Annotated in this window: 13 protein-coding genes; 10 read left to right on the top strand and 3 right to left on the bottom strand. The window is 67.9% G+C overall.

Features of this window, described 5'->3' with window-relative positions; all coding sequences use genetic code 11:
- The first annotated feature begins 17 nt into the window (after positions 1 to 17).
- The 5 genes from AC1DK9_RS08565 (at position 18) to AC1DK9_RS08545 (ending at position 5306) form a co-directional block, all read left to right on the top strand.
- Positions 18 to 506, top strand: coding sequence for a YlxR family protein (locus AC1DK9_RS08565; RefSeq protein WP_476915648.1), 489 nt, complete (start codon positions 18 to 20; stop codon positions 504 to 506).
- Between the two features lie 152 nt (positions 507 to 658).
- Complete coding sequence (gene infB, locus AC1DK9_RS08560) at positions 659 to 3532, top strand: translation initiation factor IF-2 (RefSeq protein WP_476861619.1); 2874 nt, start codon at positions 659 to 661, stop codon at positions 3530 to 3532.
- A gap of 308 nt (positions 3533 to 3840) precedes the next feature.
- Positions 3841 to 4350, top strand: coding sequence for a 30S ribosome-binding factor RbfA (gene rbfA, locus AC1DK9_RS08555; RefSeq protein ID WP_476915647.1), 510 nt, complete (start codon positions 3841 to 3843; stop codon positions 4348 to 4350).
- A 165-nt stretch (positions 4351 to 4515) separates the two neighbouring features.
- On the top strand, positions 4516 to 4965 hold the full coding sequence (gene trxA / locus AC1DK9_RS08550; RefSeq protein WP_476915646.1) for a thioredoxin: 450 nt from the start codon (positions 4516 to 4518) through the stop codon (positions 4963 to 4965).
- The gene (locus tag AC1DK9_RS08545; protein WP_476861616.1) at positions 4962 to 5306 is read left to right on the top strand and encodes a CU044_2847 family protein; all 345 of its coding nucleotides are present in this window, start codon (positions 4962 to 4964) and stop codon (positions 5304 to 5306) included. Before trxA ends, AC1DK9_RS08545 begins: the two co-directional genes overlap by 4 nt.
- A 66-nt stretch (positions 5307 to 5372) precedes the next feature.
- On the opposite strand, the gene AC1DK9_RS08540 is transcribed toward AC1DK9_RS08545, so the two are convergent.
- Both AC1DK9_RS08540 and AC1DK9_RS08535 read right to left on the bottom strand, forming a co-directional pair.
- The gene (locus tag AC1DK9_RS08540; protein ID WP_476861615.1) at positions 5373 to 5567 is read right to left on the bottom strand and encodes a hypothetical protein; all 195 of its coding nucleotides are present in this window, start codon (positions 5565 to 5567) and stop codon (positions 5373 to 5375) included.
- Positions 5568 to 5662: 95 nt separating this feature from the next.
- Positions 5663 to 6826: a pyridoxal phosphate-dependent aminotransferase gene (locus tag AC1DK9_RS08535; RefSeq protein ID WP_476915645.1), complete on the bottom strand. Its 1164-nt coding sequence runs from the start codon at positions 6824 to 6826 to the stop codon at positions 5663 to 5665.
- Between the two features lie 80 nt (positions 6827 to 6906).
- On the opposite strand from AC1DK9_RS08535, the gene truB reads away from it, so the two are divergent.
- The 4 genes from truB to AC1DK9_RS08515 all read left to right on the top strand — a co-directional run bounded on the left by truB (position 6907) and on the right by AC1DK9_RS08515 (position 9501).
- The gene (truB, locus tag AC1DK9_RS08530; RefSeq protein ID WP_476915644.1) at positions 6907 to 7872 is read left to right on the top strand and encodes a tRNA pseudouridine(55) synthase TruB; all 966 of its coding nucleotides are present in this window, start codon (positions 6907 to 6909) and stop codon (positions 7870 to 7872) included.
- Between the two features lie 2 nt (positions 7873 to 7874).
- Positions 7875 to 8228, top strand: a complete 354-nt coding sequence (locus AC1DK9_RS08525) for a hypothetical protein (protein ID WP_476915643.1) — start codon at positions 7875 to 7877, stop codon at positions 8226 to 8228.
- Positions 8229 to 8250: 22 nt separating this feature from the next.
- Positions 8251 to 8793 (top strand): hypothetical protein, encoded by a 543-nt coding sequence (locus AC1DK9_RS08520; protein ID WP_476915642.1) that lies wholly within the window; start codon positions 8251 to 8253, stop codon positions 8791 to 8793.
- A gap of 255 nt (positions 8794 to 9048) precedes the next feature.
- The gene (locus AC1DK9_RS08515; RefSeq protein ID WP_476861610.1) at positions 9049 to 9501 is read left to right on the top strand and encodes a MarR family winged helix-turn-helix transcriptional regulator; all 453 of its coding nucleotides are present in this window, start codon (positions 9049 to 9051) and stop codon (positions 9499 to 9501) included.
- Between the two features lie 91 nt (positions 9502 to 9592).
- Here AC1DK9_RS08515 and AC1DK9_RS08510 read toward each other — a convergent pair whose 3' ends face one another.
- On the bottom strand, positions 9593 to 10201 hold the full coding sequence (locus AC1DK9_RS08510; RefSeq protein WP_476915641.1) for an NUDIX domain-containing protein: 609 nt from the start codon (positions 10199 to 10201) through the stop codon (positions 9593 to 9595).
- Between the two features lie 361 nt (positions 10202 to 10562).
- Between AC1DK9_RS08510 and AC1DK9_RS08505 the strand changes: the two genes are divergently transcribed.
- Positions 10563 to 11774 (top strand): DUF222 domain-containing protein (locus AC1DK9_RS08505; RefSeq protein ID WP_476915640.1); only part of this gene is annotated, 1212 nt, incomplete at its 3' end.

Below are 11774 nucleotides of genomic sequence, written 5' to 3'. Positions count from 1 at the left end.
CTCCAGGGTTCCCCGCTATGCCCCCATTTCGGGGGATAGGGGCCGGAGGGGCTAGAATAGACATGACCGCGCCTAACGGCCGGTGTCCGCGTGCCTCGCTCGCAACCGGTTTTTTGACCGGAAGCCGGGGCCGGCAGATGCGTACTGGCAGGAAGATACTCGTAGTGGCAGAAGTGCAGCACCTCGGGAATCAGCCGCAGCGCACCTGCATCGGATGCCGAAAGAAGGGTCTGCGGTCGGAGTTAATCCGGCTCGTCGCCGACGCCGGCGGTTCATCCGCTGTCGTAGTGGATGAACGACGCCGGATGGCTGGCAGGGGAGCATGGTTGCACCCCAGCGAAAAGTGCCTGGCACTGGCGGTCAAACGTCGAGCGTTCGGACGTGCCCTCAACGGGGCAACCGGAACAGCCGACGTCGAACGCCGGATTATGGCAGGAACGCAAGCAGTGGACACCCCGGTGGCCGCAGCAAAAACCGTCCAACCTGAAAGCGGGTCAGAAAACTGATGGAAACCCGATGAGTTCCCAGCGATGAGTGCGCAACGATGACAACTTTGTTGCGCTCTGCAATGGGTCTTTCAGCTGCAACAGCGGCGGAGGCCCGCAGTAAGAAGTAGACGGTTCGTGCCTGGCTCGGTGCGGACCGAGACAGGAGAAATGTGGCCAAGGTCCGCGTACATGAGCTTGCAAAAGAGCTCGGTATTACTTCCAAAGATGCAGTAACCAAACTGCAGGAACTGGGCGAATTCGTTCGCTCCGCCTCTTCCACCATTGAGGCCCCCGTTGTGCGGAAACTCCGCAACGCTTACCCCGACGCACCTGCCGCTTCGAAGACCGAAGCGCCCGCGTCCGCCCCCAAGGCCAGCCCGGCAGCGACTCGACCGGCGCCCGCGCCGGCTCCGGCCGCACCGAAGGCAGCCGAAACCAAGACTGAAGCTCCGGCTCCGGCGGCTCCTTCCGCCCCGGCTGAGGCGCCCGCAGCAGCGGCCCCCGCCGCCGCACCGGCTGCCGAGGCTCCGGCGGCTCCGTCCACCGGCGCCAAGCCCGGCGCACGGCCGGCACCCAAGGCTGAAGCCCCGGCTGCTCCGGCACGCCAGGGCGGCTCGGCACCGCGTCCGGGCGGCCCCCGTCCCGGCAACAACCCGTTCGCCACGTCCCAGGGCATGCCCCGCGGCCGCGGCGGCGACAACGAACGCACGGCGCGTCCGGGCAACAACCCGTTCGCTCCCTCGCAGGGCATGCCGCGTCCGGGCGGAAGCCGCACCGAGGGCGAACGCCCCGGCGGTCCCCGTCCCGCAGCAGGCGCAGGCGGCCCCCGTCCGGGCGCTCCGCGTCCGGCCGGCGCTGCCGGTGCACGTCCGGGCGCTCCGCGTCCGGCCGGCGCTCCCGGCGCCCGTCCCGGAGCCGGCGGAAACCGCCCGACTCCCGGCATGATGCCCAACCGCACCGAACGTCCCGCGCCCACCGGCGCCGGCCGTCCCGGTGGCGGCCGTGGCCCGGGCCGCCCCGGTGGCGCTCCTGGCACCGGTGGTCCCGGCGCCGGCGGCGGCGCTCCGGCCGGCGGTGGCTTCGGCAAGGGTGGCCGCGGTCGCGGTGGCACCCAGGGTGCATTCGGCAAGGGCGGCGCAGGCCGCGGCAAGCAGCGCAAGTCGAAGCGTGCCAAGCGCCAGGAACTCGAGCAGATGAGTGCCCCGTCGCTGGGTGGCGTGAGCGTACCCCGCGGCGACGGCAACACCGTAGTCCGGCTCCGCCGCGGCTCGTCCATCACGGACTTCGCCGACAAGATCGAGGCAAACCCCGCCGCACTGGTGACGGTCCTCTTCCACCTCGGCGAAATGGCCACGGCCACGCAGTCGCTGGACGAGGAAACCTTTGCCCTGCTCGGCGAGGAGCTTGGCTACAAGCTCCAGGTCGTGTCGCCGGAGGACGAGGAGCGCGAGCTGCTCTCCGGCTTCGACATTGACTTCGAAGCTGAGCTGGAAGCCGAAGGCGACGAGGAGCTTGAGGCTCGTCCGCCGGTAGTCACCGTCATGGGTCACGTTGACCACGGTAAGACCCGACTGCTCGATGCCATCCGCAAGTCCGACGTCATGGCGGGCGAACACGGCGGCATCACGCAGCACATCGGTGCGTACCAGGTCACCCACAACCACGAGGGCACCGATCGCAAGATCACCTTCATCGATACTCCGGGCCACGAGGCGTTCACCGCCATGCGTGCCCGTGGTGCCAAGGTCACCGATATTGCCATCCTCGTGGTGGCAGCGGACGACGGCGTTATGCCGCAGACCATCGAGGCGCTCAACCACGCCCAGGCGGCCAACGTGCCGATCGTCGTGGCCGTGAACAAGATCGACAAGGAAGGCGCCAACCCGGACAAGGTCCGCGGCCAGCTGACCGAGTACGGCCTGGTTCCGGAAGAGTACGGTGGCGACACCATGTTCGTTGAGGTCTCTGCCCGCCAGAACCTCAACATCGACGAGCTGCTCGAGGCAGTCCTGCTCACCGCGGACGCCGCCTTGGACATGCGCGCCAACCCGAACAAGGACGCCCGCGGTATCGCGATCGAAGCCAACCTGGACAAGGGCCGCGGTGCTGTCGCAACCGTCCTGGTCCAGTCCGGTACGCTCCACGTCGGCGACACGATCGTGGCAGGCACGGCCCACGGCCGCGTCCGCGCCATGTTCGACGACGACGGCAGCGCCCTGACCGAGGCCGGCCCGTCCCGCCCCGTGCAGGTGCTGGGTCTGTCCAACGTCCCGCGCGCCGGTGACACCTTCTTCGTGACCGCTGACGAGCGCACCGCCCGCCAGATCGCCGAGAAGCGTGAAGCCGCAGACCGCAACGCCGCCCTGGCCAAGCGCCGCAAGCGCATCAGCCTGGAAGACTTCGACCAGGCCGTCGCCGAAGGCAAGATCGACACCCTCAACCTCATCCTCAAGGGTGACGTGTCCGGTGCGGTCGAAGCCCTCGAAGACGCGCTGCTCAAGATCGACGTCGGCGAGGGTGTCCAGCTCCGCGTTATCCACCGCGGTGTCGGTGCGATCACGCAGAACGACGTCAACCTGGCAACGGTCGACTCCGCCGTCATCATCGGCTTCAACGTCAAGCCCGCCGAGCGTGTTGCCGAACTGGCAGACCGCGAAGGCGTGGACATGCGCTTCTACTCCGTCATCTACGCAGCAATCGATGACATCGAAGCAGCCCTCAAGGGCATGCTCAAGCCGGAGTACGAAGAAGTCCAGCTTGGTACCGCCGAGGTCCGCGAAGTGTTCCGTTCTTCCAAGTTCGGCAACATTGCAGGCTCGATCGTCCGCTCCGGTGTTATCCGGCGCAACGCCAAGGCCCGCATCAGCCGCGATGGCAAGGTCATCGGGGACAACCTCACCGTTGAGACGCTCAAGCGCTTCAAGGACGACGCCACCGAGGTCCGCACGGACTTCGAGTGTGGTATCGGTCTTGGTTCGTACAACGACATCAACGAAGGTGACATCATCGAGACCTTCGAGATGCGCGAAAAGCCGCGCGTCTAAGTCGGACCGCCTGATGGCGAGTCAGCAGTAACAGGTGCGGGGCCGTTGGATTTTTTCCGGCGGCCCCGCCCTTTCCGCCGTTGTGGGGGCCCCGCCCCTGCGCTGGGCGGCCAACGTCTGACGACGTCGGCCGCCCAGCTCCGGCAGGCCCGATGCCACTCCCGGGCCCCCACAACGGCTCCAAGGATCCGCGGGAGAATCCCGTGCGCGTCCGTCGTAGACTCGCTTTAGGGCGTGGCATCAAATCCCAACAGTTGTATGGCGACCGTTTCGGCGCCGTCGTACATCCAAATTTTTTAGGAGTGGAAATGGCTGATCCCGCACGGGCTGCCAAGTTGGCGCAGCGGATTAAGGTTGTTGTGGCTGAGGCTTTGGGCCGGAGGGTGAAGGATCCCCGGCTTGAGGGCGTGACGGTGACTGACGCGCGTGTGACCAATGATCTGCAGCACGCCACGGTCTACTACACCGTCTTCGGTGACGAAGTGGCCCAGACCGATGCGGCCAAGGGGCTGGAGAAGGCCAAGGGTGTGCTGCGCCAGGAAGTGGGCCGCAACATCACCGTCCGGCTGACGCCGACGCTGGAATTCGTCGCCGACCAGATCCCCGTCGTCGCCTCCAACCTTGAAGAGCTCCTGCGGGCGGCGAAGAAGCGCGACGCGGAGGTGGCGGCCCTCGCGGCCAGCGCAAAGCACGCCGGCGACGCCGATCCGTACAAGAGCGACATCCCCGAGGACGTAGAACTCGACGAGGACGACTTCGACGAAGAGGACACTGACCTCAGTGGCGACAGCGACGTCGACGAAGACAGCAACAAGTAGCTGCAGCAGGCAATAGACGCAGCGCTGCCACGACTGGCCGGACCCCTAAGGGTCCGGCCAGTTTCGTGTCTGGCTAGCCGGGGGACTTTGGACTCTAGGCCCGGTCCGGGCGGGAGCGTCCCATGGAGTCATGACTGCGGGCGAGCGGAACGACGGCGACCGGCCGTGACTAGCGCGCTGCTTAAGTGCCCCCAGTGCGGCACGACCAACCGCATCCCGGACGTGGCGTCAGGGCACCCGCGGTGCGGCAAATGCCGCCGCGACCTGCCCTGGGTTGTCGAGGCCGGCGACGCAGACTTCGCCGCCGTCGCAGAGCAATCCCCGGTGCCCGCCCTCGTCGACTTTTGGGCGGCCTGGTGCGGCCCGTGTCGAATGGTCAGCCCGGTGCTGGATAAACTCGCGCAGGAACGGGCCGGCAGGGTCAAGCTCGTCAAGGTCGACGTCGACCGGTCCCCGCAGTTGTCCCGGCGCTTCGAGGTGCAGGCGATCCCCACCATGCTGGTGATCATCGACGGCAAGGTCGTGGCCCGGCAGGCTGGAGCCCCGCCGGCCGCGGCACTGCGCAACTGGCTGGACGGTGCGCTGGCAGCCCGGCCCGAAGGGAGCACGCCATGACCGAAATCTTGCGCTACGAGGTCGGGTCCGGAACAGTGCTGGTGGAGGTCGAGGAAGGCAGCTTCGGCGTCGAACGGCCCGCCCGCAATGAATTGGGCATCCTCGACGCCGGCCGGCGGCTCGAGGACGCCCTTGCGGCGGTGCGGCCGGCCGCCAGGGCCGCCGCCGACGTAATGCGGGAGCTCGCCCCCGAGCACCTGGAGCTCCAGTTCGGGGTAAAACTGGCCGGCGAAGCCGGGGCCATCATTGCGAGGAACTGTTCCGAGGGGCACTTCATCGTCAAGATGTCGTTCACCGCGCCGCCGTCGTCCTTGCTGCCGGAGGACGAAATCAGGCTCTGACGCCGACCGCCCGGGCAGCGTCACTGAGGCACACGCGCCGCAGCGCCGCCTTCTAGCGTGGGCGCCTCAGCGCCGCCGCCGGCCCAGGGTTCCGAGCAGCGGGGAACCCATGCCCAGCAGGAAGCCGAAATCGTACCAGTTGCCGGCCCGCCCCGTGTTGTAGAAGGGGAACTCTTTCCATGCGCCGAACACATGCGCAATCAGCACAATCCAGGCCGTGATGCCGTTCCAGACGCCCCACAGCAAATCCTGCCACCACATGAGGTCCTCCTCCCGGGCCGGCCGCGTACCCGCCGTGGATCCGCCCGCACCCGCGTTGTGGTCAGGCTACTGCCTGGTCCCTCCGGGCGGTAGGACTAGAAAGCCCCGTCGCGCGCCGGAAGCCGGCCCAGGCCTTCGACGAGCTCGGCCTGGCCGCCGCACAGGGCAATCCGGATCCACCCCTCACCGATGGAGCCGAACGCGGTACCCGGCGCGAATGACACCCCGGAGTCAGCGAGGAAGCGTCGCACCCAGGCACGAACGTCACCGCCGCTGGCGTGCGAGACATCGGCCCAGAGGTAGAAGGCGCCCTGCGCGCTAAGGAACGGGATGCCCTTGGACTCGAGTACGGCGGAGGCGGCGTCCCGGTTGGCACGGTAATGCGCGCGGGCATGGCTGACGTAGTCCTGCGGACCGGTCAGGGCTGCGAGGGCGGCGTACTGGGAAGGCGACGCGACGCAGGAAACGATCGCCTCCATCACGTTGTTCATCTGCTGCTCGAGCCCGGGCGGGCAAATCAGCGCGCCGATCCGCAGCCCCGTGAGGCCATAGGTCTTGGAGAGGGTCAGCGAAGTGAAGACCCGGGCCTCACCCGGAACGTCGCTGTCGAAGCGGGCCGGGCTGATGTGCGGGACGTCGTAGGTGAAGGCCTCGTAGCATTCGTCGGAAATGATCCAAAGGTCGTGCCGGACGGCCAGTTCCACGAGGCTGCGGGTGAGATCCTCGCCCAGTACCGCGCCGAGCGGGTTTGACGGGGAATTGAGGATCAGGACCTTGGTCCGCGGAGTGATGAGCGCTTCGATGTCCTCGATCCGGGGCTGGAAGTCGTGGTCCGGGTAGAGCGGGTACTCGACCGGTACGGCGTGCAGCAGCCGGGAGGTCATCGCGAACGTCGGGTAGCCCGGGTTCGGGATCAGGATCTCGTCGCCGGGGGAGAGTAGCAAGGTCATGGCGAAGTGCAGGCCCTGCTGCGCGCCGTCGACGACGTACACCCGGTCCGCGCCGACGTCCGTCGCATTGTGCTCCCGGAACCGCGCCGCAAAGGCCTCGCGCAGCGCAGGAATGCCGGCGTTGGGCGTGTAGTTGGTCTCGTCCCGGTCCAGGCACGCCATGCCGGCTTCGAGGATGTGCCGGGGGAGGGCGAAGCCTGGTTCGCCGATACTCAGCACGATCGCGCCGGGGGTGTGCCAGGCGGCCTCGGTGATCTCGCGGATCTGGTTGACGGGAACGTCGCGGACATGGGCTGCAAGCTCGGGCATGTGTGCCATCCTAGCCGCGGCCGGCAGCGTGCCCCGCCGTCCGCGCCGGGGGCCGTCCCGGCGCGGATATACTGGGAGGCGTGCTTTCTGGACTGGTGATAGTGGACAAGCCGCAAGGCTGGACCAGCCACGATGTGGTTGGACGGATGCGGCGGATCGCCGGTACCCGAAAGGTGGGCCATGCCGGAACCCTGGACCCCATGGCGACCGGGGTGCTGGTGCTTGGCATCAACAAGGCGACACGCCTGCTGACCTACATCGTGGGAACCTCCAAGACTTACACCGCCACCATCCGCCTCGGCGAGTCGACCGTCACGGACGACGCCGAAGGCGAGGTCACTGCTACCCGCAGCGCCGCCGCGGTCACCGAGGAAGCCGTCCGGGTCGGCGTCGCCGCCCTGACCGGCGAAATCCAGCAGGTTCCCAGCAGCGTCAGCGCCATCAAGGTCAACGGCGAGCGTGCCTACGCCCGCGTCCGCTCCGGCGAAGACGTCAAGCTCGCCGCGCGGCCCGTCACGATCCACCGCTTCGAGATCCACGAACTCCGCCGCACGCAGGACGGCGAAGCCCTCGACCTGGACGTCACCGTTGAGTGCTCCTCCGGAACGTACATTCGTGCCCTCGCCCGGGATCTTGGCGAGGCCCTCGGTGTCGGCGGCCACCTGACAGCCCTGCGCCGGACCCAGGTGGGCCCCTACACACTGGACCAGGCACGGACCCTGGAGCAGCTCGCCGAGGAGTTGGACGTCCTGGAGATGTCGCAGGCCGCCCGGGCGCTGATGCCCAACCGGGAGCTGACCGCGGACGAAACAACGGAGCTGTCCTTCGGCCGTAGGATCGCGGCAGGACCCGCTGCCGGCACGCCGGACGCCGCAACGCCGGAGAAGCCCGCGGCGGCCTTCGCCCCCGACGGCTCCCTCGTGGCCTTGCTGGCCGACGCCGGAAGCTATGCCAAGCCCGTGCTGGTCTTCGCGCCGGACAATGAGAAACCGGCTGCCGGGAAAACTGCCGCCACGCAGGCTTCCTCCGCAGAGCCGGGGGGTTAGCCGTGGACGCATACTTCTACATCATCCTGGCGGTGGGACTGCTCTCCAGCCTGCTTTGCATCGGCGCCGGCGTCCTGAAGAAGGCTCCGAACGACGCGACGATCCTCTCGGTAGCCGCCGTCGAGCTGTCCCTGCTGGTGTACCTGCTGGGTTCGATCATCCGGGTCGCGTCCGGGGAGCACATCGCGGGCGAGCCCTGGGAATTCTGGGGATACCTCGTCACCGCGCTGATGCTGCCGGTCGGGGCCGTGTACTGGGCCATCCTGGAACGCACCCGGTGGAGCAACTTCGTGCTGGCAGCTGTCGGCGTCACCGCTCTGGTGATGGCGGCCCGAATGAACCAGATCTGGTACTGACGTGGAAGAGGCAAAGAAGAACATGACGGCTTCACAGCAGGACGCCAGCGGCGACGCCGGGACCGCGGCCGGGGCCGCCGGGGCCGGGGGCGCCGGGACTGGAGCCGGAGCTGCCGGGACCGCGGCCGGAGCTGCCGGCCCGGCGGATGCCGCCCCAGCGGCGAAGGACACCCGCAACACCGGTCCCGGCCGGCTGCTGATCGCCGTCTACGCGGTGTTCGCGCTCTCGGCGACCGCCCGCGCCGGGTACCAGATCCTCACCAAGTTTTCCGAGGCGCCGCTCGCGTACCTGCTCTCCGCCTTCGCCGCCGTCGTCTACATCGTGGCGACGGTCTCACTCGCAAAGGCCGGCAGGACCTGGTTCAAGGTGTCCGTGACCGCCGTGCTGGTAGAGCTGATCGGAGTCCTGGTGGTTGGCGCGCTCAGCCTGTTCGACGCCGTCAACTTCCCGCATGAGACGGTTTGGTCCTTGTTCGGGCGCGGTTACGGCTTCATCCCCTTGTTGCTGCCCATCCTTGGCCTCATCTGGCTCTACCGCCGGCGCCCCGCACCCAAACAGGCCTGACAAGACCTCCCGCACAAGCTAAGCAGCCCCGAGGAGGGGTTCTTTGGAGTGCCCGGGTGATCCGGAATACTAAGCAAACTTGCCAAATGCATAGTAAGCATGCTTATTGTAGTACCGGAGCGCGGGTAGTGATAGCCGCTATCCCACGTTTGTCCACCGGAGCGAGGGAGGCATCATGAGCATTGTGAACGCCGTTCCCCGAGCAACATGGGAACCGAGAAGACCAGGCATGGGGCTCCAGCCCGGGTGGCGCGCATGAGCCAGAGTCACGATACGAACCCCGATACTAAGCCGGACAAGAAGTGGCGGACAGACCAACTCCTGTCGATGGCCGCGCGAGTTGTAGAGCGGCGCAAGGATCAGGCCTTGGCCGCCCTGGGTCTGACGCATGCCGCCGTGATCGCCCTTCAAGGCCTCGCCGCAGGGCCGCTAAACCAAGAGCAGTTGGCGCGACGGATCGCGGTCCAAAGCCAGTCGCTGGGCAAGGTCCTCGGCCGGCTCGAAGAGTCCGGACTGGTCACTCGAACCCGGGACCAGCGCGACCGTCGGCAGTTCTCTGTCGCCCTGACGCCGTCGGGCCAGGCCGCGTTGGCGACGGCCCATCAGATCGAGCGCAACGCACTTCCCGAGGACTTGGAGGGCTGGACCACCCTGCAGAAGGATCTGGCCAGGATTCTGGCCGCGTTTGAGGTCCCGGGGCGCTACTGAGCGCTTTCCTTCGCGCTAGCAAGGTGTTTGTTCGACGGCGGAGCCGCTGACGTTCGCGTTGGCAGCTCCGCCGTCGTGGTCGTTTAAGGCGTTAGTTGGGGCGCCCGGCACCTCCGTGGCGCGACTGGAGCCTGCTGCGCAGCGCGGGCCAGGCAGCTGCGAACCCCGGATGAAGCTCCTTCTCGCTGACACCGTCGAGGCTGACCCATTCCAATTCGAGGCTCTCCGGATCGCTAATGACCGGCTCGAACGGCTCCACCACCTGGGCGGCAACCGTCGTGTACGACCAGTAGCCCACGTCGAACACCGAGGTGAACAGCACACGGACGGATTCAGGCGGGACGGCGGCCTCTTCTTTCGCCTCCCGCAGCGCGCCGTCGACGGCGTCCTCACCCTGGTGCAACGCGCCGCCAGGAAGGCCCCAGGTGCCACCCTGGTCGCTCCACGTCGCTCGGTGCTGCAGCAGAACGCCCTTCGCCGCATCGTGTACGAGCAGGCCGGCGGAGCCGAAGCGGCCCCAGAAGCGGCCCTGTTCGCCTTCAACCCAGGCATCGCCGGGGTCCCGTGGTCCGTGCGGCCGGCGGGGCTCGGGATACGAGTCGCGCGGCCGCAAGTCCTGCTCTTCCGGCTTTCCGCGCGTTGCCGACGGGCGGTCACTGGGGTTCTTCTGGGCTTGCTGCGGTGAACCTGAGCTGTCCATCTGGATAGTCTGTCATGCCACGGCTGGGGGATTGGGGTTGACCTTCGGAACCAACGCAGCGGTCACTTTCTTGCCAGTCAATCAGTCGGGCGATGATGTTTGGCGGTTGTCCGTTGCCCGCCCCGTGCCACCCGGGCCGGGGGATAGTGCCGGTTGTTCCTGGGCGGGCAATAATGTCGTAGGTCCGCGGCAGGATTGACTCATGGGAACCAGCGCAGCGGTCACGTTGTTGCCAGCCATACGGCCGGCTGATGACGTTCGACGCTTGCACGGTGCCCAGCCCGTGACGCCCGGACCCGAAGAGAGCGCCGGTTGTACCGGTGCGGGCAATAACGTCGCAGGTCCGCGGCAGGATTGACTCATGGGAACCAGCGCGGCGGTCACCTTCTTGCCAGCCAACCGGCGGGCCGATGACGTTCGACGCGTTCCGTCGCTGGGCAGTGTCCTGGGGCAGTTGCGGGAGCTGTGCGCGAGGGCGGTCGGGGATGCGGCGTTGCTGGGGTTCGGTGAGGCGGCGGAGTTCGCCGGCCGGGTTGAGGAGATCTCCCGGGCGGTGGAGTACCTGCAGGTGGTTGCCGCGGAGGCCGTGGACCGGACCCGCAAGGAAGACGCCGCCGATGCGCTCCCGGCCGCTGGCGACGGCTACCGCAAGACCGGGGACTTCCTGCGCGCCCGGCTCCAGATCAGTGCCGCCGAGGCCCACCGCCGGCTCTGCCTGGCCGGGACCGTGTTGCCGCGCACCGGGATCATCGGGCAGGTCCTTCCGCCCCTGCGCGAGGAACTCGCCGTAGCCGTGGCCGCCGGTTCGGTGCCTTCCCGGTCCGCGACCATCGTCAGCCAGGCACTGGAGCGGGTCCGGCCGGTGTGCGACCCGGACGCGGCCGTCCGGATGGAACACGCCCTGACCGCTACCGCGGCGGAGCACGACCCGGATTTCCTGGCCCGGATCGCCCGCCGCTGGATGGACGCGATCGACCAGGACGGCGCCGAACCCTCTGAGGAGCTCCTGCGCCAGCTCCAGGGCGCGTTCATCCGGAGGCCCCGCCACGGCCTGCAGCATCTGGAAATCTTCGCCACCACCGAACAGTTCGAACACCTCCTGACCGTGATGAACACCGCCACCAACCCCCGCACCGGCGCGGGTGCAGAGGCAGGCGCGGACCAGAGTGAGGCGTGCGCCGACGGCGGCGGCCCGGCCAGAGACGGCGACGGCGGAGCGGCTGACCTGGACCGGCGGTCGAGGCCTCAGAAACTTCTCGACGGACTCGTCGGCGCCTGCAAAGTCGCCCTCGCCTCCGGCGGTCTGCCCGCCGCAGGCGGCCTGCGCCCCCAGGTCATGGTCACCATCGACTCCCGCGATCTCCTCGAACGCCTCCAACGCACCACCCGCACTGGGGAAACCTTCGGAAACGGCCACACCGGCACCGACCGGCTCGGCTTCACCGGCACCGGCACGATGGCATTCACCGGACCCGTCACCGCCGCGACCATCCGCAAAATCGCCTGCGACGCCGACATCATCCCCGTCCTCCTCGGCACCCAACGCAGGATCCTCGACATCGGCCGCACCACC

The sequence above is a fragment of the Arthrobacter sp. 01T414 genome (assembly GCF_056398965.1).
Note: the sequence above shows the minus strand (reverse complement) of the source record. Positions and strands in the feature narration are given on the sequence as shown.

Coding starts and splice junctions, on each gene's coding strand:
- AC1DK9_RS08565 (WP_476915648.1), top strand. CDS start 18: ATGCCCCCATTTCGGGGGATAGGGGCCGGAGGGGCTAGAATAGACATG.
- rbfA (WP_476915647.1), top strand. CDS start 3,841: ATGGCTGATCCCGCACGGGCTGCCAAGTTGGCGCAGCGGATTAAGGTT.
- AC1DK9_RS08540 (WP_476861615.1), bottom strand. CDS start 5,567: ATGTGGTGGCAGGATTTGCTGTGGGGCGTCTGGAACGGCATCACGGCC.
- AC1DK9_RS08535 (WP_476915645.1), bottom strand. CDS start 6,826: ATGCCCGAGCTTGCAGCCCATGTCCGCGACGTTCCCGTCAACCAGATC.
- AC1DK9_RS08515 (WP_476861610.1), top strand. CDS start 9,049: ATGAGCCAGAGTCACGATACGAACCCCGATACTAAGCCGGACAAGAAG.
- AC1DK9_RS08510 (WP_476915641.1), bottom strand. CDS start 10,201: ATGGACAGCTCAGGTTCACCGCAGCAAGCCCAGAAGAACCCCAGTGAC.
- AC1DK9_RS08545 (WP_476861616.1), top strand. CDS start 4,962: ATGACCGAAATCTTGCGCTACGAGGTCGGGTCCGGAACAGTGCTGGTG.
- AC1DK9_RS08520 (WP_476915642.1), top strand. CDS start 8,251: ATGACGGCTTCACAGCAGGACGCCAGCGGCGACGCCGGGACCGCGGCC.